The organism is Serratia sp. CY74737 (assembly GCF_052166775.1).
GTDB classification, from domain to species: Bacteria; Pseudomonadota; Gammaproteobacteria; order Enterobacterales; family Enterobacteriaceae; genus Serratia; species Serratia ureilytica.
The window spans coordinates 150926-177041 of record NZ_JBJNOF010000007.1; the positions used below are offsets into that span (position 1 = coordinate 150926).

At 61.5% G+C, this 26116-nt stretch carries 19 protein-coding genes; 10 read left to right on the top strand and 9 right to left on the bottom strand.

The window, feature by feature from the left end:
- Positions 1 to 138: 138 nt before the first annotated feature.
- The 3 genes from ACJ8PE_RS12050 to rluA all read left to right on the top strand — a co-directional run bounded on the left by ACJ8PE_RS12050 (position 139) and on the right by rluA (position 6367).
- On the top strand, positions 139 to 2505 hold the full coding sequence (locus ACJ8PE_RS12050) for a DNA polymerase II (RefSeq protein WP_197793037.1): 2367 nt from the start codon (positions 139 to 141) through the stop codon (positions 2503 to 2505).
- A 247-nt stretch (positions 2506 to 2752) separates the two neighbouring features.
- Complete coding sequence (rapA, locus tag ACJ8PE_RS12055; RefSeq protein ID WP_197793038.1) at positions 2753 to 5659, top strand: RNA polymerase-associated protein RapA; 2907 nt, start codon at positions 2753 to 2755, stop codon at positions 5657 to 5659.
- Between the two features lie 57 nt (positions 5660 to 5716).
- Entirely contained in the window at positions 5717 to 6367 is a 651-nt protein-coding gene (gene rluA / locus ACJ8PE_RS12060) for a bifunctional tRNA pseudouridine(32) synthase/23S rRNA pseudouridine(746) synthase RluA (protein ID WP_099785583.1), read from the top strand.
- Between the two features lie 45 nt (positions 6368 to 6412).
- Here the strand turns inward: rluA and djlA are convergent, their stop codons facing one another.
- On the bottom strand, positions 6413 to 7234 hold the full coding sequence (djlA, locus tag ACJ8PE_RS12065) for a co-chaperone DjlA (RefSeq protein WP_025301546.1): 822 nt from the start codon (positions 7232 to 7234) through the stop codon (positions 6413 to 6415).
- A 228-nt stretch (positions 7235 to 7462) separates the two neighbouring features.
- Between djlA and lptD the strand changes: the two genes are divergently transcribed.
- From lptD to apaH, 6 genes are all read left to right on the top strand, one after another.
- Positions 7463 to 9823, top strand: coding sequence for an LPS assembly protein LptD (gene lptD / locus ACJ8PE_RS12070; protein ID WP_021505352.1), 2361 nt, complete (start codon positions 7463 to 7465; stop codon positions 9821 to 9823).
- A gap of 65 nt (positions 9824 to 9888) precedes the next feature.
- The gene (gene surA / locus ACJ8PE_RS12075) at positions 9889 to 11190 is read left to right on the top strand and encodes a peptidylprolyl isomerase SurA (protein WP_033641834.1); all 1302 of its coding nucleotides are present in this window, start codon (positions 9889 to 9891) and stop codon (positions 11188 to 11190) included.
- Positions 11177 to 12169, top strand: a complete 993-nt coding sequence (gene pdxA, locus ACJ8PE_RS12080) for a 4-hydroxythreonine-4-phosphate dehydrogenase PdxA (protein WP_197793052.1) — start codon at positions 11177 to 11179, stop codon at positions 12167 to 12169. Before surA ends, pdxA begins: the two co-directional genes overlap by 14 nt.
- Positions 12162 to 12980 carry a 16S rRNA (adenine(1518)-N(6)/adenine(1519)-N(6))-dimethyltransferase RsmA gene (gene rsmA / locus ACJ8PE_RS12085; RefSeq protein ID WP_033641833.1) on the top strand — a complete coding sequence of 273 codons (819 nt, stop codon included), beginning with the start codon at positions 12162 to 12164 and terminating at the stop codon, positions 12978 to 12980. The genes pdxA and rsmA overlap by 8 nt, the downstream gene beginning before the upstream one ends.
- A 12-nt stretch (positions 12981 to 12992) precedes the next feature.
- On the top strand, positions 12993 to 13370 hold the full coding sequence (apaG, locus tag ACJ8PE_RS12090) for a Co2+/Mg2+ efflux protein ApaG (protein ID WP_015376624.1): 378 nt from the start codon (positions 12993 to 12995) through the stop codon (positions 13368 to 13370).
- 2 nt (positions 13371 to 13372) lie between these two features.
- Entirely contained in the window at positions 13373 to 14224 is an 852-nt protein-coding gene (apaH, locus tag ACJ8PE_RS12095; RefSeq protein WP_033641832.1) for a bis(5'-nucleosyl)-tetraphosphatase (symmetrical) ApaH, read from the top strand.
- 46 nt (positions 14225 to 14270) lie between these two features.
- Here the strand turns inward: apaH and ACJ8PE_RS12100 are convergent, their stop codons facing one another.
- The 4 genes from ACJ8PE_RS12100 to ACJ8PE_RS12115 all read right to left on the bottom strand — a co-directional run bounded on the left by ACJ8PE_RS12100 (position 14271) and on the right by ACJ8PE_RS12115 (position 18228).
- Positions 14271 to 16160: a PhoX family protein gene (locus tag ACJ8PE_RS12100; RefSeq protein ID WP_197760855.1), complete on the bottom strand. Its 1890-nt coding sequence runs from the start codon at positions 16158 to 16160 to the stop codon at positions 14271 to 14273.
- A 180-nt stretch (positions 16161 to 16340) separates the two neighbouring features.
- Positions 16341 to 16823 (bottom strand): type 3 dihydrofolate reductase, encoded by a 483-nt coding sequence (folA, locus tag ACJ8PE_RS12105; protein ID WP_033637073.1) that lies wholly within the window; start codon positions 16821 to 16823, stop codon positions 16341 to 16343.
- Between the two features lie 143 nt (positions 16824 to 16966).
- The gene (locus tag ACJ8PE_RS12110) at positions 16967 to 17431 is read right to left on the bottom strand and encodes a threonine/serine exporter (RefSeq protein ID WP_033651687.1); all 465 of its coding nucleotides are present in this window, start codon (positions 17429 to 17431) and stop codon (positions 16967 to 16969) included.
- Positions 17428 to 18228, bottom strand: coding sequence for a threonine/serine ThrE exporter family protein (locus ACJ8PE_RS12115; RefSeq protein WP_197793041.1), 801 nt, complete (start codon positions 18226 to 18228; stop codon positions 17428 to 17430). Before ACJ8PE_RS12115 ends, ACJ8PE_RS12110 begins: the two co-directional genes overlap by 4 nt.
- 128 nt (positions 18229 to 18356) lie before the next feature.
- Between ACJ8PE_RS12115 and ACJ8PE_RS12120 the strand changes: the two genes are divergently transcribed.
- Entirely contained in the window at positions 18357 to 18971 is a 615-nt protein-coding gene (locus ACJ8PE_RS12120) for a LysE family translocator (RefSeq protein ID WP_015376619.1), read from the top strand.
- A 34-nt stretch (positions 18972 to 19005) separates the two neighbouring features.
- Here the strand turns inward: ACJ8PE_RS12120 and kefC are convergent, their stop codons facing one another.
- The 4 genes from kefC to carA all read right to left on the bottom strand — a co-directional run bounded on the left by kefC (position 19006) and on the right by carA (position 25969).
- On the bottom strand, positions 19006 to 20859 hold the full coding sequence (gene kefC / locus ACJ8PE_RS12125; protein WP_033651689.1) for a glutathione-regulated potassium-efflux system protein KefC: 1854 nt from the start codon (positions 20857 to 20859) through the stop codon (positions 19006 to 19008).
- Positions 20852 to 21409, bottom strand: a complete 558-nt coding sequence (kefF, locus tag ACJ8PE_RS12130; protein WP_033641826.1) for a glutathione-regulated potassium-efflux system oxidoreductase KefF — start codon at positions 21407 to 21409, stop codon at positions 20852 to 20854. The genes kefC and kefF overlap by 8 nt, the downstream gene beginning before the upstream one ends.
- 170 nt (positions 21410 to 21579) lie before the next feature.
- The gene (gene carB / locus ACJ8PE_RS12135; protein WP_025301533.1) at positions 21580 to 24804 is read right to left on the bottom strand and encodes a carbamoyl-phosphate synthase large subunit; all 3225 of its coding nucleotides are present in this window, start codon (positions 24802 to 24804) and stop codon (positions 21580 to 21582) included.
- A 16-nt stretch (positions 24805 to 24820) separates the two neighbouring features.
- Entirely contained in the window at positions 24821 to 25969 is a 1149-nt protein-coding gene (gene carA, locus ACJ8PE_RS12140; protein WP_197793042.1) for a glutamine-hydrolyzing carbamoyl-phosphate synthase small subunit, read from the bottom strand.
- Positions 25970 to 26116 lie beyond the last annotated feature (147 nt).

Below are 26116 nucleotides of genomic sequence, written 5' to 3' on the forward strand. Positions count from 1 at the left end.
TGTATGCGTATTTGGCAACGCCGCGCGGCAATGGACAATGACTGTATAAAAACCCATACTGTAATTTATCTATATTAGCGCCAAAACCGACATCACGCTGAACGTCGCACACGCCGCCCGGCGGAAAACGAAGGGGTTATGACAGCACTGCAACAGGGGTTCCTGCTCACTCGCCACTGGCGCGACACGCCCGCCGGCACCGAGGTCGAATTTTGGCTGGCGACCGACGCGGGCCCGCGCCAGCTGCGTCTGCCGCCGCAAACCTCGGTGGCGTTTATCCCCGCCGAACAAAGGCAGCGCGCGGAACTGCTGCTGCGCGAAGAGCGGCAAGTCGAACTGAAACCGCTGGCGCTGACGGATTTTCATCACCGCCCGATGCTGGGGCTGTACTGCCGCCAGCACCGTCAGCTCATCAAGCTGGAAAAACTGCTGCGGGAAGGCGGCGTTGCGGTCTACGAGGCCGACATTCGCCCGCCCGAGCGCTACCTGATGGAACGCTTCATCACCGCGCCGGTATGGTTCAACGGCCTGGGCGACGGCAATGGGCCGTTGCTCAGCGGCCAAATGAAGCCGGCGCCGGAGTACCGCCCAACGCTAAAACTGGTGTCGCTGGATATCGAAACCACCGCCCACGGCGAGCTTTACTCCATCGCGCTGGAAGGCTGCGGCCAGCGGCAGGTCTACATGCTGGGGCCGGCCAACGGCGGCGATGAGCCGCTGGATTTCGATCTGGAATACTGCGCCAGCCGCCCTCAACTGCTGGAACGGCTGAACGCGTGGCTGGAGCGTCACGATCCCGACGCCATCATCGGCTGGAACCTGGTGCAGTTCGATCTGCGGATGCTGCAAAAGCACGCCGAGCGCTACCAAATCCCGCTGCGGCTGGGGCGCGGCGGCAACCTGCTGGAGTGGCGCGAGCATGGTTTCAAGCAGAATCACTTTTTCGCCGCCGCCGCCGGCCGCCTGATCATCGACGGCATCGAGGCGCTGAAATCCGCCACCTGGAATTTTCCCTCCTTCAGCCTGGAATACGTTTCGCAGGAACTGCTGGGCGAAGGCAAGGCGATCGACAACCCTTATCAGCGCATGGCGGAGATCGACCGGCGCTTCGCCGAAGACAAGCCGGCGCTGGCCCGCTACAACCTGAAAGACTGCGAGCTGGTGACGCGGATTTTCGCCAAGGCCGACCTGCTCAACTTCCTGCTGGAGCGCGCCACCGTCACCGGGCTGGCGGCCGATCGCAGCGGCGGATCGGTGGCGGCCTTCAGCCACCTCTATATGCCGCGCATGCATCGCCTGGGCTTTGTCGCCCCCAACCTCGGCGAACAGCCGGAGGAACACAGCCCCGGCGGCTTTGTGATGGATTCCCGGCCCGGCCTGTACGACTCGGTGCTGGTGCTGGACTATAAAAGTCTGTACCCGTCGATCATCCGCACCTTCTTGATCGATCCGGTCGGGTTGGTGGAAGGCATGCGCCACCCAAACGACGCCGACTCGGTGCCCGGCTTTCGCAACGCCCGCTTCTCGCGCAGCAAACACTGCCTGCCGGCGATCGTCGAACAGATCTGGCAGGGGCGCGAGGCCGCCAAACGCCAGCACAACAAGCCCCTGTCGCAGGCGCTGAAGATCATCATGAACGCGCTTTACGGCGTGCTGGGATCGAGCGGCTGCCGCTTCTTCGATCCGCGGCTGGCGTCGTCGATCACCCTGCGCGGCCACGAGATCATGCGCCAAACCCGCGAGCTGATCGAAGCCGACGGCTATCAGGTGATTTACGGCGACACCGACTCCACCTTCGTCTGGCTGAAACAGCCGCATGACGAGCAACAGGCGGCGCAGATCGGCCGGGCGCTGGTGCAACGGGTCAACGCCTGGTGGCAGCAGCATCTGCAGCAGCAGTTCGGGCTGGAGAACGCGCTGGAGCTGGAGTTCGAAACCCACTATTCCCGCTTCCTGATGCCGACCATTCGCGGCGCCGAGCAAGGCAGCAAGAAACGCTACGCCGGCCTGATCGCGCGCGCCGACGGCCAGGAAGAGATGGTGTACAAAGGCCTGGAAACGGTGCGCACCGACTGGACGCCGCTGGCGCAGCAGTTCCAGCAGCAGCTCTATCAGCGCATCTTCAAACAACAGCCCTACCAGGACTATGTGCGCGACTACGTCGGCAAAACCCTGAACGGCGACTTCGACGATCAATTGGTGTACCGCAAACGGCTGCGCAGAAAGCTCGACGACTATCAGCGCAACGTGCCGCCGCACGCCCGCGCCGCGCGCATCGCCGACGACTACAACCGCAGTCAGGGGCGGCCGCTGCAGTATCAGAACGGCGGCTGGATCAGCTACGTGATGACCGTCGCCGGGCCGGAACCGCTGGAAACCCGCCATTCGCCCATCGATTATCAGCACTACCTCGAACGTCAGCTGCAACCGGTGGCAGACGCTATACTCCCTTTCTTGCACGACGACTTCACCACGCTGGTCACCGGGCAGATGGGGCTGTTTTGAGATTGCGCCAGGTTAAGAAAAATCATCCGGTTTTGCAGGTGACGAACGCGCCGCCTTCCATTACCATAGCGCCCTTCCCAAAACTGAACCACGCTTAGCCCTGCCGTCTCGCGACGTCTGCATGGCGTGAACGGCTATTGCCCGTCAAATTTAAAACAAACCGGGATTAACCGATGTTCAGTACAGGTGCCGCGGCCCTTCCCGCCCGGTAACAAGACTTACTTACAAAGAATCGAGCCGACAATATATGCCTTTTACTCTTGGTCAACGCTGGATCAGCGACACGGAAAGCGAATTAGGACTGGGCACCGTCGTGGCGCTGGATGCGCGCATGATTACCCTGCTTTTCCCCGCCACCGGTGAAAACCGCCTCTATGCCAGAAACGATTCGCCGATCACCCGCGTGATGTTCAACCCGGGCGATACCGTCAGCAGCCACGAGGGATGGCAGCTGCAGGTGGAAGAGGTGAAAGAGGAAAACGGTCTGTTGACCTATATCGGCACCCGCCTGGACACCCAGGAAAGCGGCGTGGCGATGCGCGAAGTGCTGCTGGACAGCAAACTGACCTTCAGCAAGCCACAGGATCGCCTGTTCGCCGGCCAAATCGACCGCATGGATCGTTTCGCGCTGCGTTTTCGCGCCCGCAAATACCAGAGCGAGCAGTATCGCCTGCCGTTCGCCGGCCTGCGCGGCATGCGCGCCAGCCTGATCCCGCACCAGCTGCACATCGCTCATGAAGTCGGTCAGCGCCATGCGCCGCGCGTTCTGCTGGCGGACGAAGTCGGCCTCGGCAAAACCATCGAAGCCGGCATGATCATCCACCAGCAACTGCTGGCGGGCCGCGCCGAGCGCGTGCTGATCGTGGTGCCGGAAACGCTGCAGCACCAGTGGCTGGTGGAGATGATGCGCCGCTTCAACCTCTACTTCTCGCTGTTCGACGACAGCCGCTACGCCGAAGCCAAGCTCGACAGCAGCAACCCGTTCGAGACCGAACAGCTGGTGATCTGCTCGCTGGACTTCGTGCGCCGCAACAAGCAGCGCCTGGAAGAGCTGGCGGACGCCCAGTGGGATCTGCTGGTGGTCGATGAAGCGCACCACCTGGCCTGGAGTGAAGAAGCGCCGAGCCGCGAATATCAGGTGATCGAACAGCTGGCCGAGCATATCCCCGGCGTGCTGCTGCTGACCGCCACCCCGGAACAGCTGGGCCAACAGAGCCACTTTGCGCGCCTGCGCCTGCTCGATCCGAACCGTTTCCACGACTACGGCGAGTTCGTCGCCGAACAGCAGAAATACCGTCCGGTGGCCGACGCCGTCACCCTGCTGCTGAGCGGTGAACGCCTGGCCGACGACAAGCTGAACCTGCTGGGCGAGCTGATCGACGAGCAGGACATCGAACCGCTGCTCAAAGCGGCCAACAGCGAAGGCGACAATGCCGAGCAGGCGCGCCAGGAGCTGGTGGCCATGCTGATGGATCGCCACGGCACCAGCCGCGTGCTGTTCCGCAACACCCGCAACGGCGTGAAGGGCTTCCCGCACCGCAACCTGCACCAGATCAAGCTGCCGTTGCCGACCCAGTATCAGACCGCGATCAAAGTGTCCGGCATCATGGGCGCCAAGAAATCCGTCGAAGCGCGCGCGCGCGACATGCTGTATCCGGAGCAGATCTACCAGGAATTCGAAGGCGAAAACGCCACCTGGTGGAACTTCGACCCGCGCGTCGAATGGTTGCTGGATTACCTGCTGGCCAACCGCAACGAAAAAGTGCTGGTGATCTGCGCCAAAGCCGATACCGCGCTGCAGCTGGAGCAGGTGCTGCGCGAGCGTGAAGCGATCCGCGCCGCGGTGTTCCACGAAGGGCTGTCGATCATCGAGCGCGACCGCGCCGCCGCCTACTTCGCCTCCGAAGAGGAAGGCGCGCAGGTGCTGCTGTGTTCCGAGATCGGTTCCGAAGGCCGCAACTTCCAGTTCGCCAGCCAACTGGTGATGTTCGATCTGCCGTTCAACCCGGATCTGCTGGAACAGCGCATCGGCCGTCTGGACCGTATCGGCCAGATGCACGATATCCAAATCATGGTGCCTTACCTGGAGCACACCGCACAGGCGGTGCTGGGCCGCTGGTTCCACGAAGGGCTCGACGCCTTCGAACACACCTGCCCGACCGGCCGCACCATCTACGACAGCTGCTACGAGCAGTTGATCGGCTATCTGGCCGCGCCGACCGAGCAGGAAGGCCTGGACGAATTCATCCACGCCTGCCGCCAGCAGCATGACCAGTTGAAAACGCAGCTGGAACAAGGCCGCGACCGTCTGCTGGAGATGCACTCCAACGGCGGCGACAAAGCCCAGGCGCTGGCCGCCGCCATCGCCGAGCAAGATAACGACGTCAACCTGGTGGGCTTCGCGCTCAACCTGTTCGACATCGTCGGCATCAATCAGGAAGATCGCAGCGACAACCTGATCGTGCTCACACCGTCCGACCATATGCTGGTGCCGGACTTCCCGGGCCTGCCGCAGGACGGCTGCACCGTCACCTTCGATCGCGATCGGGCGCTGTCGCGCGAAGACGCGCAGTTCGTCAGTTGGGAACACCCGATCATCCGCAACGGTCTGGATCTTATCCTGTCCGGCGATACCGGCAGCTGTGCGGTGTCCCTGTTGAAAAATAAAGCGTTGCCGGTCGGCACCTTGCTGGTTGAGCTGGTGTACGTGGTGGAAGCCCAGGCACCGAAGCACCTGCAGCTGACCCGCTTCCTGCCGCCGACGCCGATCCGCATGCTGATGGACCGCAAGGGCACCAACCTGGCGGCGCAGGTCGAGTTCGAAAGCTTCAACCGCCAGTTGAACGCGGTCAACCGCCACACCTCCAGCAAGCTGGTCAACGCCGTGCAGCAAGACGTGCACGCCATGCTGCAGCAGGCGGAAAGCCTGGTGGAAGCGCACGCACGCACGCTTATCGAACAGGCGAAGCAAGAGGCGGACGACAAGCTGAGCGCCGAGCTGGCGCGTCTGGAAGCGCTGAAGGCGGTCAACCCGAACATCCGCGACGACGAAGTCGAGACGCTGGAGTTCAACCGCCGTCAGGTGCTGGCCAACCTCAATGAAGCCGGCTGGCGTCTCGACGCCATTCGTCTGGTGGTGGTCACCCACCAGTAACCGGCGCGACGCGGGGAGGTGGTTGCCTCCCCGTTCGGCCCTTTTCGCGGAGCCAAGATGGAACCCTACAATCCCCCGCAGGACCCGCTGCACATCCTGTATCAGGATGAACACATCATGGTGGTCAACAAGCCCAGCGGCTTGCTGTCGGTGCCCGGCCGCGCGCCGGAAAACAAAGACAGCCTGATGACCCGCATTCAGGCCGATCATCCGGCCGCCGAATCGGTACACCGGCTGGATATGGCCACCAGCGGGGTGATCGTGGTGGCGCTCAACAAGGCCGCCGAGCGTGAGCTGAAGCGTCAGTTTCGCGAACGCGAACCGAAGAAATCCTATATCGCCCGCGTTTGGGGGCATATGGCGCATGACGAAGGGTTGGTGGACTTGCCGCTGATCTGCGACTGGCCGAACCGGCCGCTGCAAAAGGTGTGTTTTGAAACCGGCAAAGCCGCGCAGACGGAATATCTGGTGCTGTCGCGCGACGCCGACGGCAGCACCCGCGTGAAGCTGACGCCGATCACCGGCCGCTCGCACCAGCTGCGGGTGCACATGCTGGCGCTGGGACACCCGATCCTCGGCGACGGTTTCTACGCCCCGCCGGAAGCCAAAGCGATGGCGCCGCGGCTGCAGCTGCATGCGCAAGAGCTGCGCATCACCCACCCCGCCTTCCAGACGCCGATGCACTTTCGCGCCGAGCCGGATTTCTGAACCCCATGTTAAACGGGCCCGGCATGCCGGGCCCGCTTTCATCGCTTATTTAAAACCTTTCTCGCGTTTGATCAGGTCGTACGCCGCCTGGATCTCCTGCGCTTTCTGCTTGGCCATTTCCATCATCTCCGGCGGCAAGCCTTTCGCCACCAGCTTATCCGGATGGTGTTCGCTCATCAGCTTGCGGTAGGCGCGTTTGATGGTGGCGGCATCATCGCTGCTGCGCACGCCGAGCACCTTGCACGCATCGTCGAGCGTCGGGCCGCGCTGAGCCTGCTGATAACCGCCCTGCGAATACCCGCCCTGCTGACCGCCGCCGAACTGACGCCCGCCCTCCATCATGCTGAGGAACTGATCGAACTGCGCGCGCGAAATGCCCAGCTCTTCGGCGATGACATACAGCACCTGACGTTCGTTCGGGTGCAGCGAGCCGTCGGCGAACGCCGCCTGAATCTGAATTTCCAGAAACATCCGAATCAGATCGAAGCGGCCGAAACAGATGCTGCGGAACTGCTGCAGCGTCTCACGCAGCGGGAACTGGCTCTGTTTGCCCTCGCGGAACGCCTGCTGCGCCGCAGTGCGGGCTTCGCCATGCAGCTGCAGGCGATCCATGAACAGGCTGGCGATCTGGATATCCGCCTCGGTGACGCGTCCTTTGGATTTGGTCAGGTGGCCCATAACCTGAAAAGTGGTGCGGAAAAACAGCGTTTGCCGCGTTTGCTGGTCGGTGAAAAACCCCCGGCTGCGCTTGTTGCTGCGCGCCGTATCGATCATATGACCGATAATCAGCCCCAGAACTACACCCCAGAATCCCGCGCCAGACCAGATGGCGACGATGACGCCGAGCAGTTTTCCCCAATACTGCATATACTCCTCAATTATCATGCCGAAAGCCGCCCGCTCTCCTCCGTTTCAGGAAAGGGCGCAGGCGATTTTTCCTAGAATTTGGATTATCATACCTGTCATTTATCTTTGCGCCTAACGACGACGCAAGTAAACGGCTGGATTTAGCACTAGCGCAACGCAGATGAGTAATATAGTCTCTGACCGTTTGCCGGACACGACGCCTCTGATGACGGAACACCAAAACCGCGTATGAAAAAAAGTTTCCCAACACTGCTGGCCACGATGATTTGGACGGCACTCTACAGTCAGCATGCGCTGGCTGATCTGGCCGAGCAATGCATGCTTGGCGTTCCTGTTTACGACAAGCCTTTGGTCAGCGGCGATCCGAACAGCCAGCCGGTGACCATCAATGCCGATGACTCGCGCGCCGACTACCCGAAAAGCGCCCTGTTCAGCGGCAACGTGCATATCGAGCAGGGCAACAGCACCCTGACCGCCAAAGAAGTTGAGCTGAATCAGACGCAAAACCCCGGCCAGACGGAACCGGTGCGTACCGTCACCGCCACCGGCGACGTGCACTACAGCGACAATCAGATCAAACTGAAAGGCCCAAAGGCCTGGTCTAACCTGAATACCAAAGATACCGACGTCTATGAAGGCGACTACCAGATGGTAGGCCGTCAGGGGCGCGGCGACGCCGACAAGATGAAAATGCGCGGCGCCAACCGTTACACCATCCTGGAAAACGGCACCTTTACCTCCTGTCTGCCGGGCGACGACAGCTGGAGCGTGGTCGGTTCCGAAGTGATCCACGATCGCGAAGAGCAGGTGGCGGAAATATGGAACGCCCGCTTCCGCATCGGCGGCGTGCCGGTGTTCTACAGCCCGTACCTGCAGCTGCCGGTCGGCGACAAGCGCCGTTCCGGCTTCCTGATCCCGAACGCCAAGTACGGCAGCAACAACGGCTTCGAGTTCATGTTGCCGTACTACTGGAACATCGCGCCGAACTACGACGCCACCATTACCCCGCACTATATGTCCAAGCGCGGCCTGCAGTGGCAGACCGAGTTCCGTTATCTGGTGCAGCCGGGCCTCGGCCTGATGGAGTTCGACTGGTTGCCGGACGACAAGGAATACGGCAAAGATCATGACGACAACAAACGCTGGCTGTTCTACTGGAACCACAACGGCGTTATGGATCAGGTGTGGCGCTTCAACGTCGATTACACCAAGGTCAGCGATTCCAAGTACTTCACCGATCTGGACTCCAAATACGGCTCCACCACCGACGGCTACGCCACGCAGAAATTTAGCCTCGGCTACGCCAACGAAAACTGGAACGCCACGCTGAGCTCCAAGCAGTTCCAGATTTACGACGATACCGATCGCTCACAGTCGGACTCGTATAAAGTCCAGCCGCAGCTGGATCTGAACTACTACAAGAACGACCTCGGTCCGTTCGACTTCCATATTTACGGCCAGGCGGCCAAGTTCACCAGCGTCAACCCATACAGCCCGGACGCCACCCGTCTGCATATGGAACCGACGCTGAGTCTGCCGCTCACCAACGGCTGGGCCAGCCTGAACACCGAAGCCAAGGTGATGGCGACCCATTACCAGCAGGATATTCCTGACGGTTTCGCCGCCAACTACCAGAGCCGCAAAAACGCTGCCGCGCCGGAGCTCGATGATTCGGTCAACCGCGTACTGCCGCAGTTCAAAGTCGACGGCAAGCTGGTGTTCGAGCGGCCGATGATCTGGGCCGAAGGCGCCACCCAGACGCTGGAGCCACGCGTGCAGTACCTGTACGTGCCGTACCGCGACCAGAGCAACATCTACACCTACGACACCACGCTGCTGCAAACCGACTACTCCGGCCTGTTCCGCGATCGCACCTACAGCGGCCTGGATCGCATCGCTTCGCAGAACCGCGTGTCTACCGGTTTGACCACGCGCATTTATGATGACGCGCTGGTTGAACGTTTTAACGCTTCCGTGGGTCAAATCTACTACTTCAGCCGTTCGCGTACCGGCGATCGGGTAACCGGGTACGACAACAACGACGATACCGGCAGCGTGGCCTGGGCCGGCGATACCTATTGGAAAATCGACGATCGTTGGGGCCTGCGCGGCGGCCTGCAGTATGACACCCGCCTGAACAGCGTCTCGCTGGGCAACGGCGTGGTGGAATACCGCCAGGATGCCGAGCGCGTAGTGCAGCTGAACTACCGTTACGCCACGCCGGAATATATCCAGACGGCGTTGAACACCAAAACGGTTCCGGCCTTCCAGGACGGCATCTCGCAGGTGGGCATCACCGGCAGCTGGCCGATCGCCGATCGTTGGGCGGTGGTCGGGGCGTACTACTACGACACCCGCGCCAAACAATCCGCCGATCAGCTGGTGGGGCTGAAGTACAACACCTGCTGCTGGGCGGTGACGCTGGGCTATGAGCGCAAGATCACCGACTGGAACAACAGCAACAATACCAGCGTTTACGACAACAGAGTTTCGTTCAACGTCGAACTGCGCGGCCTGAGCAGCGATCATAGTCTCGGCTCCGCAGAAATGCTGCGCTCCGGCATTCTGCCGTATCAGCGCGCATTCTGACGCTTTGCAACACTTTGAAAACGAGAACTTTCACCCGCATTTGCGGATTACATAATGGGAAATGTATGAAGAACTGGAGAACGCTTATTCTCGGATTGGTGGTTTGCGCCAATGCCGCGTTCGCAGCACCCCAAGAAGTGGATAAAGTCGCCGCCGTCGTGGATAACGGCGTGGTACTCGAAAGCGACGTCAACGGACTGTTGCAGTCGGTGAAGCTCAACGCCCAGCAGGCTGGTCAGCAACTGCCGGACGACAAGACGCTGCGCCATCAGATCATCGAACGTCTGATCATGGACAACATCCAGCTGCAGATGGCCAAGAAAATGGGCATCACCGTCTCCGACGCCGATCTGGACAAAGCGATCGCCAACATCGCCGCGCAGAACCGCATGAGCGTCGATCAGCTGCGCAGCCGCCTGTCGTACGAAGGGCTGAACTACAACACCTACCGCGCGCAGATCCGCAAAGAGATGCTGATCTCCGAAGTGCGTAACAACGAAGTGCGCCGCCGCGTCACCATCCTGCCGCAGGAAGTGGACGCGCTGGCCAAACAGGTGGGCGCGCAGAACGGCAGCGACACCGAAATGAACATCAGCCACATCCTGATCCCGCTGCCGGAGAACCCGTCGCAGCAGCAGGTCGACAAAGCCGAAGAGCTGGCCAAACGCCTGGTGGGCGAGATCAACAGCGGCGCCGACTTCGGCAAGCTGGCGATCACTTACTCCGCCGACTCTCAGGCGCTGAAAGGCGGCAACATGGGCTGGGGCAAGCTGCAAGAGATCCCGACCCTGTTCGCTGAACGCCTGGTCAGCGCCAAGAAAGGCGACGTCGTCGGCCCAATCCGTTCCGGCGTCGGCTTCCACATCCTGAAAGTCAACGACATCCGCGGCGCCAGCCAGTCGGTGTCGGTCACCGAAGTGCACGCCCGTCACATCCTGCTGAAACCTTCGGTGGTGCTGACCGACGACCAGGCACGCGCCAAACTGCAATCCGTCGCGGAAGCGATCAAGAGCGGCCGCGCCAAATTCGCCGACGAAGCCAAACAGCTGTCGCAGGATCCGGGTTCCGCCATGCAGGGCGGCGATCTGGGCTGGGCTTCCCCGGACATCTACGATCCCGCCTTCCGCGATGCTTTGCTCAAGCTGAGCAAAGGTGAGATCAGCGCGCCGGTGCACTCTTCCTTCGGTTGGCACCTGATTCAGCTGCTGGATACCCGTCAGGTGGATAAGACCGATGCCGCGCAGAAAGATCGCGCTTACCGCATGCTGTTCAACCGTAAGTTCGCCGAAGAGGCGCAGACCTGGATGCAGGAACAGCGCGCCCAGGCTTACGTGAAGATCCTCGATGGCAGCGATGCGCAGCAATAAACGCGTCGTCATTACCCCCGGCGAACCCGCCGGGGTGGGGCCGGATTTGGTAGCCGCCCTGGCGCAACAGGATTGGCCTGTTGAGCTGGTGGTGTGCGCCGATCCGGCCCTGTTGCTTGAACGCGCCCAACGTTTGGGCCTGCCGCTGACGCTGCGCGACTACCAGCCGCAGCAGCCGGCCGAGGCGCAACGCGCCGGCACGCTGACCGTGCTGCCGGTGCCGCTCGCTCAGCCGGTCACCGCCGGTGAACTGAACGTCGGCAACAGCGCCTACGTGGTGGAAACCCTGGCACGCGCCTGCGACGGTTGCCTGAACGGCGAATTCGCTGCGCTGATCACCGGCCCGGTGAACAAGGGCGTGATCAACGACGCCGGCGTGCCGTTTATCGGCCATACCGAATTCTTTGCCGATCGCAGCCGCTGCGATCGCGTGGTGATGATGCTCGCGACCGAAGAGCTGCGTGTGGCGCTGGCGACCACCCACCTGCCGCTGCTGGCGGTGCCGGGCGCCATCACGCAGCAGAGCCTGTTCGAAGTCATTCGCATCCTCGACCACGATCTGAAAACCAAATTTGGCATCGCCCAGCCGCACATTTACGTCTGCGGTCTGAATCCCCACGCCGGGGAAGGCGGCCATATGGGGCGCGAAGAGATAGACACCATCATCCCGGCGCTCGACGCGCTGCGCGCTGACGGTATCCATCTTGTCGGCCCGCTGCCGGCGGACACCCTGTTCCAGCCCAAATATCTGCAAGATGCCGATGCGGTGCTGGCGATGTATCACGATCAGGGGCTGCCGGTGCTAAAATACCAAGGGTTCGGCCGCGCGGTGAATATCACCCTCGGTTTGCCTTTCATACGCACCTCGGTCGACCACGGTACCGCTCTGGAACTGGCCGGCACCGGCACCGCCGATGTCGGCAGTTTCCAAACGGCCCTGAATCTCGCCATTAAAATGATAATTAATTGTAATGAATAACAGAGTCCACCAAGGGCACTTTGCCCGCAAACGCTTTGGACAAAACTTTTTAACCGATCAGTTTGTCATCGATAGCATTGTCTCCGCCATTCACCCGCAGCCGGGCGAAGCGGTGGTCGAGATCGGCCCCGGCCTCGGCGCCTTGACCGAACCGGTCGGCGCGCGCATGGACCGCATGACGGTGATCGAACTGGACCGCGATCTGGCCACTCGGCTGGAGAATCACCCGCAGCTGAAAGACAAGCTGACCATCCGCCAGCAGGACGCCATGACGGTGAATTTCGCCGAACTGGCCGAGGAGGCTGGCCAACCGCTGCGCGTATTTGGTAACCTGCCGTACAATATTTCGACGCCGCTGATGTTCCACCTTTTCAGCTATACTCAGGCAATCCGCGACATGCACTTTATGTTGCAGAAAGAGGTGGTCAACCGTCTGGTGGCCGGCCCGAACAGCAAGGCCTACGGGCGTTTGACAGTGATGGCGCAGTACTACTGCAACGTCATCCCGGTGCTGGAAGTGCCGCCTACCGCGTTCGCGCCGCCGCCGAAGGTCGATTCCGCCGTGGTGCGTCTGGTCCCGCACACCGAGCTGCCGAACCCGGTGGGCGACGTGCGCATGCTGAGCCGCATCACCACGCAGGCGTTCAACCAGCGGCGGAAAACCATCCGCAATAGCCTGGGCGATCTGTTCACGCCAGAGCAGCTGACGGAGCTGGGCGTCGATCCTTCGCTCAGAGCAGAGAATATTTCTGTGGCGCAGTACTGCAAGCTGGCGAACTGGCTGTCAGCCAATCCGGCGCCGCAGCAATAAGGAGTTGTTGTCATGATTGATTCGCCCCGCGTGTGTATTCAGGTTCAGAGCATCTATGTGGAATCACAGTCGATCCCTGAAGAAGAGCGTTACGTCTTCGCCTATACCATTACCATCCGCAATCTGGGGCGGACCAACGTGCAACTACTGGGCCGTTACTGGCTGATCACCAACAGCAACGGCCGCCAAACCGAAGTCCAGGGCGAAGGCGTGATCGGCGAACAGCCCGTCATTCCGCCCGGTGGAGAGTTTCAGTATACCAGCGGCGCCATTCTGGAAACGCCGCTGGGCACCATGGAAGGCCATTACGAAATGGTTGACCATCAGGGTCAGCCGTTCCGCACCGCTATTCCCGTGTTCCGCTTAGCCATTCCAACGCTGATCCATTAATTATGTCGACATACCTTATCGGCGACGTTCACGGCTGTTTCGATGAACTGAAGTCGCTGCTGGCTCAGGTTGCGTTCGATCCCGAGCGCGATCAACTGTGGCTGACCGGCGATCTGGTGGCGCGCGGCCCCGCCTCGCTGGACGTGCTGCGCTATGTGCGCTCGCTCGGCCCGGCGGTGCGCATGGTGCTGGGCAACCACGATCTGCACCTGCTGGCGGTTTACGCCGGCATTAGCCGCAACAAACCCAAAGATCGCATCACGCCGCTGCTGGAAGCGCCGGACGCCGACGAGCTGATCAACTGGCTGCGCCGCCAACCGGTGCTGCAGGTGGATGATGAGCAAAAACTGGTGATGGCCCACGCCGGCATCACCCCGCAGTGGGACATCGACACCGCGAAAATGTGCGCTCGCGAAGTGGAGGCGGTATTGAGCAGCGACAGCTATCCGCTGTTCCTCGACGCCATGTACGGCGACATGCCGAACAACTGGGCGCCGGAGCTGAGCGGCCTGGCGCGCCTGCGTTTCAGCACCAATGCGCTGACGCGCATGCGCTACTGCTTCCCCAACGGCCAGCTTGACATGATCTGCAAAGATGCGCCGGGCAGCGCGCCGGCGCCGCTGAAACCGTGGTTCGAGCTGCCGCGCCTGGTGGACCCGGAATACACCATCATCTTCGGCCACTGGGCCTCGCTGGAAGGCAAGGGCACGCCGGAGGGCGTGATCGGGCTGGATACCGGCTGCTGCTGGGGCGGCGATCTAACGATGCTGCGCTGGGAAGACCGCCGTTACTTCACGCAGCCCGCCAATCGCGGCGAAGCGCCTGACCACGCCGGCAGATTAGCCGCATCCTGAAACGATAAAGGCGGCCCGGTGGCCGCCTTTGTTCTGTATTGCCACCTTACGCCCCAATCACTCCGCCATCTTCACGCGTGATCATCAACACCGATGAACGCGGGCGCGGGCTGTTGTTCGGGAAGTGCGAATCGCCTTCTTCTCCGGGATGCTGTACGTTGACGAACATCGTCTTGTAGTCCGGGGTGAAGGTGATGCCGGTCAGTTCGCAGGACTTCGGCCCCACCATGAAACGGCGGATCTCGCCGCTGACCGGATCGCCCACCAGCATCTGGTTGTTGCCCTGCCCGACGTAATCGCCCTTGTTGCTGTACTTGCCGTCGGTGAGGATCCATAGACGGCCGGCGCGATCGAAACCCAGCCCGTCCGGGCTGTTGAAGGTATTTTCCGCCGTGATGTTCGGCGTGCCGCGGTTGACGCCTTCGGGGTGGGCAATCGGGTTGCCGCACAGCGCATAGATGTCCCAGGCGAAGACGTCGGCGGTGGCGTCGCCGCCCTCGTCCCAGCGAATGATTTGGCCGTAGATATTGTTCGGTCGCGGGTTGGCGGCGTTCAACGGCATCCCTTCCTCGCCGCGCTTGCTGTTGTTGGTCAGCGTGCAGTACGCGCGCCCGTCATGCGGGTTCACCGCGATCCACTCAGGGCGATCCATTTTGGTGGCGCCGACCTGCTGCGCCGCCTTGCGGGCGAAGATCAGCACTTCGGCCTCATCGCGGAAACCGTTCTCCGGCGTCAGGCCGTTCTTGCCGAACTCAAGCGCAATCCAGCGCCCTTTGCCCTTCAGCGGCGTGCCGGCTACATCGCCGTCAAACTGCGCCACGTACAGCGTCCCCTCATCCAGCAGCGTACGATTGTTGGCCGGATTGGCGGCGTCGACCACGCCTTTGGAGACGTACTTATAGATATGTTCGCCGCGCTCGTCGTCGCCCATATACACCACCAGACGGCCGTCTTTGGCCACGGTCACCGCCGCGTTTTCATGTTTGAAGCGGCCCAGCGCGGTGTGCTTGATGGGCGTCGAGGCCGGATTCAACGGATCGATCTCGACGATCCAGCCGTGACGGTTGAATTCGTTGGGATTCTTCGCCACATCAAAACGCTCGTCATAGTCCGGCCAGTTGCGTTCCGGTTCGCTGACCTTCAGCGTGTAGCGCTTCTGTTCCGGCGTGGTGCGATAATCGGCCTGACGGGTGCCGAAATAGGTGTCGAAGTTTTCCTCGCAGGTCAGGTAGGTGCCCCACGGCGTCTTGCCGTTGGCGCAGTTGCCGAAGGTGCCCAGCACCTTGCGGCCGCTCGGATCGGCGGCGGTCTGCAACAACGGATGTCCGGCGGCCGGGCCGCTGAATTGCATCTCGCTGTTGGCGGTGATGCGGCGGTTATAGCGCGACGGGCGCTCCACCTCCCAGCGCTGGCCGTCGCCGACCCGCTTGACCGCGACAATGGAGACGCCGTGCGCCGCCTGCGATTTGCGCACCTCTTCCAGGCTGGTGGCCTTGGCGCCGCCGTGGGCGAACAGGTACTGCTCGTTAACGTATTCGTTATTGATGGCCATCACGCCGTGATTGTCATCGATAGGGAAAAAGCTCATGCCATCGTTATTGTCGCCAAACTGTTTTTCCTGATCGGCGGCGCTGTTGTTGCCCTGCGGATCGAAGGCCGGCGCGCCGTCCATCAGCGGCTCGCCCCAGGAGATCAGCACCTCGGCGCGGTAGCCTGGCGCTATCGTCACTTCATCGGCGGTAGACGCGGCGATGCCCCGGAAGCCCAGCAGCGTGTTCGGCGGCAGATCCTCGGCTAACGCCTCGGCGGAGACCGACCAGATGCCGCCGCCGAGAAAACCGGCCAGGCCGACGGCGCCGGCGCTGCCGAGCAGCAGCTTGCGGCGAGTGGGATCGATCAGGCGGTCGGCGTCTAATTGCTCAATTTGCTTGGTCATAACGTGGTTACCTTTTTAGTTATGGCGCCGCGGTCAAGATTCACCAGAGTTGCCGTGACGCTCGGAGTTGGGCTTCATACTAATCAGGTAATGTGACGGAAAGGTTACGAATGACCGGCGCAAAAAGACCGGGGGCGCAATTGCTTGCGCCCCCGGGGATGACTGGCTAACGCGCTGAGATCAGCGGCGCTGCAGGATTTCGAAGCAGTAGCTGTGCGAGTTCAGATCGTCGGCGTCGTGGAATTCGCTGAACGTGGTTTCCCACTCGTCCGGCTCGTAATCCGGGAAGTGAGTATCGCCGCCGACTTCGGCGTCGATGTGCGTCAGGTACAGGCGATCGGCGCGCGGCAGCAGCTGGGTATAGATGCGCCCACCGCCGATCACCATCACTTCTTCCACCTCACCCGCGGCGGCCAGCGCCTCATCCAGCGAGGTCACCCAGGTCACCCCGGCGGCATTGCCTGGGCGGCTGCTCAAAACGATATTGTGGCGGCCCGGCAACGGGCGGCCGATGGACTCGAAGGTCTTGCGGCCCATAATAACCGGCTTATTCAACGTGTTGCGTTTAAACCACGCAAGGTCCGCCGGCAGGTGCCACGGCATGGCGTTTTCCATGCCAATAACGCGATCCGCCGCCAAGGCAGCGATCAGGCTGATAATCATTGTTTAACCCTGTGTAGGCAGCAAAATTGGTGACACTATACGTAAAGGCCTGAGTGCCGTCGATAGGCTAATCAAGCAAGATGAATATATAAGATAGCTCTTATCAGCATATCTAATAACCAACGTTCTTTTGCCGGGGAATTTCACACGCCGGGGCGTTTGCGGTACAACCACAGACCCGGTAACGACAGGCCGATCGACAACGCGCCGACGATGAAACTGGCCTTGAGGAAGTTGGTGATCATGGTCTCCATCAACGCCTCGCTGTAGCCCAGATGCGAGATCTCCACCACAGTTATCATCGCGGTATAGGCGGAAATGCCGGGGAACATCGGGATCACCGCCGCCACGGTGAACACCTTCGGGTGCGCCAACAGCCAGCGCGACCAATAGATACCGATGATGCCGATCAGGATCGCCGCCAGCAGCGACGCCCACTCGATGTTCATGCCCACGTGCATCATCAGCATGCGCGAGCCGCGCCCGATTGCCCCGAGCAACGCGCAATAGCGCAGCGCGCGCAGCGGCACGTTGAACACCATGGCGAAGCCCAGCGCCGGCACCGCCGCCAACAGCATCTCCTGCAACAATGCCCACAGCAGACTCATGACCACCCCCGCAGATCCCACAGCGACATCGCCATCACCACGCCGATACAGGTCGCCAACGTCAACAGGCTGGCCATCGCCCAGCGCGCCAGCCCGGTGTTGACGTGCCCCTTGAACATGTCGGCCACCGCGTTGATCAGCGGGAAGCCCGGTACCAGCAGCAGCACGCTGGCGGCCATCGCCACGCTCGAGGTCTCTTTAAACACCGGCAGGCGCAGCAGCAGCCCGGATATCGACGTAGCGACAAACGCCGTCAGGCAAAAATTGATCAGCGGATTCATATGGCGGGCGGTGAGGATCTGGCGCACCAGCATCGCCGCGCCGCTGGCGATAAAGGTCACCAGGAAGGCGTCGCCGTCGCCACCGTTGAGCATGCTGAAACACCCGCAGGACAACCCCACCATCAGCACCACCAGCCAGCGCGGATAGCGCAGCGGCCGGATCTTTTCGAAGCGCCGCGCCACGTCGTGCGTATCCGCCAGGTGATGCTCGGCGAGGATCACGATATGCTGCACTTCCGTCACCACCTGCATATTGATGCCGCGATCGACATTCTTGCGGGTCGTGGTCAGGCAGGCGCCGTGGCTGAGGGTGGTCAACACCACCGCATTGGCGGAGATTGAACTTTCCACGCTGTCCATCCCCAGCGCCAACCCCAGGCGGGTGGACAACTGCTCCACCACCGTGCTCTCGGCGCCGTGCTGCAACAGCAGCAGCGCGCATTGAATGCACAAGCGGGTGATTTCACGCTGTTGCCGGTGCGGTTCCGGCCTGTCTGTGGCGGTAGTCTGCTGCATGGTGCTCCGTCGCTGGCGATAGATGAATTATTATCATAGAGCCTAACAATACCTCATTGGGTTGATGCGCATCAGAGGAAGCGGCGTTATTATCGCCAACATGCTGCCTTTTGCGCGAGACGCCTCCCATGCTTGAAACTTCACTGTTCGTCGCCGGCATTGCCGCCCTCGGCATGCTTTCCCCCGGCCCGGATTTTTTCCTGGTGATCAAAAACGCCGCCCGCTACCCGCGTCTGGCCGCCATGATGACCGCTTTCGGCGTGATCTGCGGCGTCGCCACCCACATGTCCTACTGCGTCGCCGGGCTGGCGGTGGTGATCACCACCACACCGTGGCTGTTCAACCTGCTGAAATACGCCGGGGCGGTCTATCTAGTGTGGATCGGCATCCAGGCGCTGCTGTCGCGCGGCGGCGGCAAAATGAACGTCAGCAATCTGCCGCAGCAACAGGTCAGCCTGAAGAGCGCCTTTGCGCAAGGCTACCTGTGCAACCTGCTGAACCCGAAAGCCACCCTGTTCTTCCTGGCGGTCTTCACCCAGGTGTTGCAGATCGATTCCGGTCTGGGTGACAAGCTGTGGTACGCGGGGATTATTCTCGGCCTGTCGGTCATCTGGTGGCCGCTGCTGGTGTTTTTGATCCAGAGCGGGCCGGTGCGCCGCGGGCTGGAAAAGACGCAGAAGATCGTCGACAAATTGCTGGGCGGCATGTTGATCGCCTTAGGCATCAAGGTCGCGCTGAGCTAAGCAAAAAAGGGGCGCCATCACGGCGCCCCTCCCCTTATCCTTTGGCTTCCACCACTTCGTCTTCCGGCGCCTTGCCGTCGATACTGCCGCGCCAGCCGGTCTGCTGCACCCGCGCCAGCCGATTCTGATCCTGCTCGATGGCCGCGCTGAGCATCTCCTTGGCCCGCTGCAGGCTGGCGATACGGAATTCAGTATCCTGGTAATTATCCAGCGTATCTTCCAGCATCTTCAGGTTATAGCGGCGGAAAGTGTCCGCTTTCTCGCGCGCCTCATAGGCGTCCAGCCCCAGCAGCTCCAGCGTTTCACGGCCGACGCGCAGCGAGCTTTCGAAGGTTTCGCGCTCCGGTTTTTCCACCCCCAACTGCCGCAACTGATACCAATGATCGACGTCGCGCGCCCGCGCCACCACTTTCAGATGCGGGAAGTGCTGCCTGGCCAGCTCGGTTAATGCCAGGCTGTCCTCCACATCGTCGATGGCGTTGATCAGCACCTTGGCGTGAGCGGCGCCAGCCGCCTCCAGCAGATCGGCGCGCGTGGCGTCGCCGTAGAACACCTTGGTGTCAAATTTACGCAGCGTTTCGATATGGTCCGGATCGTGATCCAATACCACGGTGTGCACGCCGTTGGCCAACAGTAAACGACCGGCGATCTGGCCGAAACGGCCGAAGCCGGCGATGATCACGCTGGCGTTCTCGTCATCAATGACATCAGCCGGGCGATCCTCTTTCGGCGCATTTTTTTCCAGCTGCGCGGCGATCACCAACAGCAGCGGGGTGGCCGCCATCGACAGCGCCACCGCCAGCGTCAGCGACTTGGCCCATTCAACCGGCAAGACGCCGGCCAGCTGCGCGGCGCTGAAGATCACGAAGGCGAACTCACTGCCCTGCCCCAGCAGAATGGCGAACAGGCCGCGCTGGCGCTTCGGCACCCCGAGCAGCGGGCCGATCAGCCACAGCAACGCCGCCTTGATCAGCATAAAGCCCAGCAACAACGAGGCGATCAGCAACGGATGATGGAACAGCGTGCCGAAGTCGATCGACATGCCAACGCCGATGAAAAACAGCCCCAGCAGCAACCCTTTGAACGGCTGAATATCGCTCTCCAGCGCGTGGCGGTATTCCGAACTCGCCAACAGCACCCCGGCGAGGAACGCCCCCATCGCCATCGACAACCCGGCCATCTCCAGCAGGATGCCAAAGCCGAACACCAGGAATAGCGCCACGGCGCTGAACACCTCGCGCATGCCCGAACGGGCGACGAAGTGCAGCAGCGGGCGGGTGACGTAGCGGCCAAGCAGCACCACCATCGTCAACGCGCCCACCACTTTGGCCGCCGACAGTACGAAAGCGCCCAGCGTCGTGGTGGCGCCGCTGCTGGCCAGCAGCGGGATCATCGCCACCAGCGGGATCGCCGCGATATCCTGGAACAGCAACACCGCAAACGCGCTGCGGCCGATCGGCGACGGCGTCAAATTGCGTTCGCTCATCGCCTGCATGGCGATGGCGGTCGATGAGAGCGCCAGCGTCAAACCGATCAGCAGCGCCACCTTCCAGTTGAGGCCGAGGAAGTAGCAGAAGGCGCTCAGCGCCAGGCCGCAGCCCACCATCTGAATGCTGCCGCCGCCGAACACCGAGGCGCGCAGCGTCCACAGCCGCTTGGGATCCAGCTCCAGGCCGATGATAAACAGCATCAGCACCACGCCGATCTCGGCGAAGGTCAGGATAGACTCGGCATCCGACACCAGCTTCAGCCCCCAGGGGCCGATAATGCAGCCGGCGATCAGGTAACCGAGCACCGAACCCAGCCCCAGGCGCACCGCAATCGGCACGAACAGCGCGGCGGAACCGAGATAGATCAGCCCCTCGATCATCATGTGGTGGTTATCCATGGCTGGCCTCCCGGGTTTCCGCTTCGGCATGTTCCATCAGATAGTCGACCAACCGCTGCCGGTAGGCTTCGCCGGCGGCGATCAGCGCCGGTTCGTTGCAGGTAAAGGTGTTGTGCAGGGCGAAGTACGGCTGCCAGTTCATGCCGCAATAAATCGCCGTGGCCTGCAGCGGCTGCGCCAGCGCGGCGAAGTTGGGAAAATCGCCCAGTTCGAAATGGTGCTCGTCACCGCCGCTGGTCACCGCCCACAGGCAGTCTTTGCCCACCAGCGCGTTGCCGTCGTGGCCATAGGCCCAGCCGTGCTCCAGCACTTTGTCGATCCACAGCTTCAACAGCGGCGGGAAGCTGTACCACTGCATCGGATGCTGCAGCACCACCATGTCGGCGCGCTCCAGCGCCTGTTGCTCGGCGTTGATATCGATATTGAAATCGGGGTACAGCTCATACAGCGAGCGCACCTCCACCTCGGGAAGATCCCTCACCGCCTGCAGCAGGCGGTGATTGGCATGCGAATGCCGGGGATACGGGTGAGCATAAATTATCAGAATCATTGTTATCGTCGTTCCTTCGTTCCTTGCCAATACACCAAGCATATACCAATCACACAGAGTGACAGTTTGCCCACTGATTGATAGCGGAAATTTTTAACGCCAGCCTACAAATTCACTGAATAAAAAAGGGCGCTGCATCTGCAGCGCCCTGGCGTAGCGTTCGCGCGCGGTTACTTACCAATACGCGCGTGCATTTCCTGCACCGATGTAACCTGCTCGGTCGGATCCGCTTTCAGCGCCATCGCGGTGGCGAAGCCGCCGTTCAGCGTAGTGTCGTAGTGCACCTTGTACTGCAGGGCGCTGCGGCGAATCAGCTTGGAGTCCTCAATCGCCTGACGGCCTGCCGTGGTGTTGACGATGTAGGTGTACTCGCCGTTCTTGATACGGTCCTGAATGTGCGGACGCCCTTCGTGCACCTTGTTGACCAGGCGCGGGTTGATGCCCGCTTCGCCCAGCACCACCGCGGTGCCGTGGGTCGCGTCCAGCTCGAAGCCCTGCTTCAGCAGGCTGGCGGCCAAATCGACCACGCGAGCCTTGTCGCCTTCGCGCACCGACAGCAGCGCGCGGCCCTGTTTCTTCATGCCCGAGTTGCTGCCCAGCATCGCTTTGGAGAAAGCTTCCGCGAAGGTGCGGCCCACACCCATCACTTCCCCGGTAGAGCGCATTTCCGGCCCCAAAATCGGGTCGACGCCCGGGAATTTGTTGAACGGCAGCACCACTTCTTTCACCGAGTAGTACGGCGGGATGATCTCTTCGGTCACGCCCTGTTCAACCAGCGTTTTGCCCGCCATCACGCGCGCGGCCACTTTGGCCAGCGGCACGCCGGTCGCTTTGGAGACGAACGGCACGGTACGCGCGGCGCGCGGGTTAACTTCAATCAGGTAAACTTCGTTGTCCTTCACCGCAAACTGCACGTTCATCAGGCCGCGCACCTGCAGCTCGAACGCCAGTTTTTCCACCTGGCGACGCATCACGTCCTGAATTTCCTGGCTCAGGGTGTACGCCGGCAGCGAACACGCGGAGTCGCCGGAGTGCACGCCCGCCTGCTCGATGTGCTCCATGATGCCGCCAATCAGCACGCGCTCGCCGTCGCAGATAGCATCGACGTCCACTTCCACCGCATCGTCCAGGAAGCGATCCAGCAACACCGGCGCATCGTTGGACACGCTGACCGCGGTCTGGAAGTAGCGGCGCAGGTCGGTTTCGTCATAGACGATTTCCATCGCCCGGCCGCCCAGCACGTAGGAAGGACGCACCACCAGCGGATAACCGATGCCCGCCGCCTTCTCGACCGCCTGCTCGATGGCAGTGACGGTGGCGTTGGCCGGCTGCTTCAGGCCCAGGCGGTTGACCGCCTGCTGGAAGCGTTCGCGGTCTTCGGCACGGTCGATGGCGTCCGGGCTGGTGCCGATGATCGGCACGCCTGCGGCTTCCAGCTCGCGCGCCAGCTTCAGCGGGGTCTGGCCGCCGTACTGCACGATAACGCCTTTCGGTTTCTCGATGCGCACGATTTCCAGCACGTCTTCCAGGGTCACCGGCTCAAAGTACAGGCGGTCCGAGGTGTCGTAGTCGGTGGAGACGGTTTCCGGGTTGCAGTTGACCATGATGGTCTCGTAGCCGTCTTCACGCAGCGCCAGCGAAGCGTGCACGCAGCAGTAGTCGAACTCGATGCCTTGGCCGATACGGTTCGGCCCGCCGCCCAGCACCATCACTTTCGGCCGGTCGTTGGTCGGGTTGGACTCGCACTCTTCTTCATAGGTGGAGTACATGTAGGCGGTGTCGGTAGCGAATTCCGCCGCGCAGGTATCCACGCGCTTGTACACCGGGTGCAGGCCGTGGCTGTGGCGCAGCTTGCGAATTTCGCTCTCGGCGACGCCGGCCAGCTTGGCCAGACGCGCATCGGCGAAGCCCTTGCGCTTCAACGTGCGCAGGAAGTCTTTGTCCAGGCCGTTGATGCCCGCTTCTGCCACCTGCTCTTCCAGGCGCACCAGCTCTTCAATCTGCACCAGGAACCAGCGATCGACGTTGGTCAGGTTGAAGACGCCGTCGACCGACAGACCGGCGCGGAAGGCGTCGGCGATGTACCAGATGCGGTCGGAACCGGCGTCTTTCAGCTCGCGGCGGATTTTGGTCAGCGCTTCCGGATCGTCCAGGCTAACTTTCGGATCGAAGCCGGTGGCGCCCACTTCCAGACCGCGCAGCGCTTTCTGCAGCGACTCCTGCTGAGTGCGGCCGATGGCCATCACTTCGCCGACCGACTTCATCTGGGTAGTCAGGCGATCGTTGGCGCCGGCGAACTTCTCGAAGTTGAAGCGCGGGATCTTGGTCACGACATAGTCGATGGACGGCTCGAACGACGCCGGGGTGCGGCCGCCGGTGATGTCGTTCATCAGCTCATCGAGGGTATAGCCCACCGCCAGTTTGGCGGCGATCTTGGCGATCGGGAAGCCGGTGGCTTTCGACGCCAGCGCCGAAGAGCGCGACACGCGCGGGTTCATCTCGATGACAATCAGGCGGCCGGTTTTCGGGTTAACCGAGAACTGCACGTTGGAGCCGCCGGTTTCAACGCCGATCTCACGCAGCACCGCCATCGAGGCGTTGCGCATGATTTGGTATTCCTTGTCGGTCAGGGTCTGGGCCGGCGCAACGGTGATCGAGTCGCCGGTGTGGATGCCCATGGCGTCGAAGTTTTCGATGGAGCAAACGATGATGCAGTTGTCGTTCTTATCACGCACCACTTCCATCTCGTACTCTTTCCAACCGATCAGCGATTCGTCGATCAGCAGCTCGTTGGTCGGCGACAGGTCCAGACCGCGTTCGCAGATCTCTTCGAACTCTTCGCGGTTGTAGGCGATGCCGCCGCCGGTGCCGCCCATGGTAAAGGAAGGACGGATGATGCACGGGAAGCCGACGTCAGCGGCTACCGCCAGCGCTTCTTCCATGGTGTGCGCGATGCCGGAACGCGCGGTATCCAAACCGATTTTCTTCATCGCCACGTCGAAACGGCGGCGGTCTTCGGCCTTGTCGATGGCATCGGCAGTTGCGCCGATCATGGTGACGCCGAACTCGGCCAGCACGCCCTGACGCTCCAGCTCCAGCGCGCAGTTCAGCGCCGTCTGGCCGCCCATGGTCGGCAGAACCGCATCCGGACGCTCTTTTTCGATGATCTTGCGCACCACTTCCCAGTGGATCGGCTCAATGTAGGTCGCATCGGCCATTTCCGGGTCGGTCATGATGGTCGCCGGGTTGGAGTTGACCAGAATGACGCGGTAGCCCTCTTCGCGCAGCGCTTTACACGCCTGGGCGCCCGAGTAGTCGAACTCACACGCCTGGCCGATAACAATCGGGCCAGCGCCGAGGATCAGGATGCTTTTTATGTCTGTACGTTTTGGCATTTTTTACTGCTCCTGATTATTTGGCGTTAGAACGGTAAGTCTCAATCAGTTCGATAAAGTGATCGAACAGCGGCGCGGCGTCGTGCGGGCCTGGGCTGGCTTCCGGGTGCCCCTGGAAGCTGAACGCCGCCTTGTCGGTGCGGTGAATGCCCTGCACCGTGTGGTCGAACAGCGATTTGTGCGTCACGCGCAGATTCGCCGGCAGGTCGTTTTCATCGACGGCGAAGCCGTGGTTCTGCGCGGTGATCATCACCGTGTTGTTGTCCAGATCCTTCACCGGGTGGTTGCCGCCGTGGTGGCCGAGCTTCATCTTCATGGTTTTCGCCCCGCTGGCCAGCGCCAGCAGCTGGTGACCCAGACAGATGCCGAACACCGGAATGTCGGTTTCCAGGAACTGTTTGATGGCGGCGATGGCGTAGTCGCACGGCTCCGGGTCGCCCGGGCCGTTGGACAGGAAGATGCCGTCCGGATTCATTTTCAGCACCTCGTCGGCCGGGGTCTGCGCCGGCACCACGGTCAGGCGGCAACCGCGATCCACCAGCATGCGCAGGATGTTGCGCTTGGCGCCGTAGTCGTAAGCCACCACGTGGAACGGCAGTTCCGCGGCGGTTTTGGCTTCCGGCAGGTCGCCTTCAAGCGTCCAGCTGCCTTGCTGCCAGCTGTAGGCCTCTTGAGTGGTGACCTCTTTCGCCAAATCCATGCCCTTCAACCCCGGGAAGCCTTGCGCCTTGGCCAAAGCCAGCGCGGCATCCGGCGAATCGGCGGCGATGATGCAGCCGTTCTGGGCGCCCTTCTCGCGCAGCAGGCGGGTCAACTTACGGGTATCGATATCGGCGATCGCCACGATGTTGTGACGCTTGAGGTAGTCGGACAGGCTTTCTTCACTGCGGTAGTTGCTGGCGATCAGCGGGAGGTCACGAATGACGAGGCCTTGGGCGTGTACTGCGGAGGATTCTTCGTCGGAAGCATTGGTGCCGACATTGCCGATATGAGGATAAGTAAGAGTAACGATCTGGCGGGAATAGGAAGGATCAGTGAGGATTTCTTGATAACCGGTCATCGACGTATTGAAGACCACTTCCCCCACTGCCGTTCCCTCTGCCCCGATGGCCCGACCGTGGAATTGGGTTCCGTCTTCCAGAACCAATAGCGCTGACTTTATCAAAACATCCTCCGAGGAATAATCAATCACAATATTTGCATATTAATTCAGATATCGCGATCTAAATCAATGCAAAAACCGTCCGCGAGGCCAATTTTTGGCAAATTGGGCGCATTTTAATGATGAGTGTTCCGCTTGTCTACCCAAACC

What these genes read in the sequence shown, in the direction of transcription:
- rapA (WP_197793038.1), top strand. Translation starts at nt 2,753, where the DNA reads ATGCCTTTTACTCTTGGTCAACGCTGGATCAGCGACACGGAAAGCGAA.
- carB (WP_025301533.1), bottom strand. Translation starts at nt 24,804, where the DNA reads ATGCCAAAACGTACAGACATAAAAAGCATCCTGATCCTCGGCGCTGGC.
- surA (WP_033641834.1), top strand. Translation starts at nt 9,889, where the DNA reads ATGAAGAACTGGAGAACGCTTATTCTCGGATTGGTGGTTTGCGCCAAT.
- rsmA (WP_033641833.1), top strand. Translation starts at nt 12,162, where the DNA reads ATGAATAACAGAGTCCACCAAGGGCACTTTGCCCGCAAACGCTTTGGA.
- ACJ8PE_RS12115 (WP_197793041.1), bottom strand. Translation starts at nt 18,228, where the DNA reads ATGCAGCAGACTACCGCCACAGACAGGCCGGAACCGCACCGGCAACAG.
- folA (WP_033637073.1), bottom strand. Translation starts at nt 16,823, where the DNA reads ATGATTATCAGCCTGATCGCTGCCTTGGCGGCGGATCGCGTTATTGGC.
- ACJ8PE_RS12100 (WP_197760855.1), bottom strand. Translation starts at nt 16,160, where the DNA reads ATGACCAAGCAAATTGAGCAATTAGACGCCGACCGCCTGATCGATCCC.
- djlA (WP_025301546.1), bottom strand. Translation starts at nt 7,234, where the DNA reads ATGCAGTATTGGGGAAAACTGCTCGGCGTCATCGTCGCCATCTGGTCT.
- ACJ8PE_RS12120 (WP_015376619.1), top strand. Translation starts at nt 18,357, where the DNA reads ATGCTTGAAACTTCACTGTTCGTCGCCGGCATTGCCGCCCTCGGCATG.
- lptD (WP_021505352.1), top strand. Translation starts at nt 7,463, where the DNA reads ATGAAAAAAAGTTTCCCAACACTGCTGGCCACGATGATTTGGACGGCA.
- ACJ8PE_RS12050 (WP_197793037.1), top strand. Translation starts at nt 139, where the DNA reads ATGACAGCACTGCAACAGGGGTTCCTGCTCACTCGCCACTGGCGCGAC.
- rluA (WP_099785583.1), top strand. Translation starts at nt 5,717, where the DNA reads ATGGAACCCTACAATCCCCCGCAGGACCCGCTGCACATCCTGTATCAG.
- ACJ8PE_RS12110 (WP_033651687.1), bottom strand. Translation starts at nt 17,431, where the DNA reads ATGAGTCTGCTGTGGGCATTGTTGCAGGAGATGCTGTTGGCGGCGGTG.
- kefF (WP_033641826.1), bottom strand. Translation starts at nt 21,409, where the DNA reads ATGATTCTGATAATTTATGCTCACCCGTATCCCCGGCATTCGCATGCC.
- kefC (WP_033651689.1), bottom strand. Translation starts at nt 20,859, where the DNA reads ATGGATAACCACCACATGATGATCGAGGGGCTGATCTATCTCGGTTCC.
- apaH (WP_033641832.1), top strand. Translation starts at nt 13,373, where the DNA reads ATGTCGACATACCTTATCGGCGACGTTCACGGCTGTTTCGATGAACTG.
- apaG (WP_015376624.1), top strand. Translation starts at nt 12,993, where the DNA reads ATGATTGATTCGCCCCGCGTGTGTATTCAGGTTCAGAGCATCTATGTG.
- pdxA (WP_197793052.1), top strand. Translation starts at nt 11,177, where the DNA reads ATGCGCAGCAATAAACGCGTCGTCATTACCCCCGGCGAACCCGCCGGG.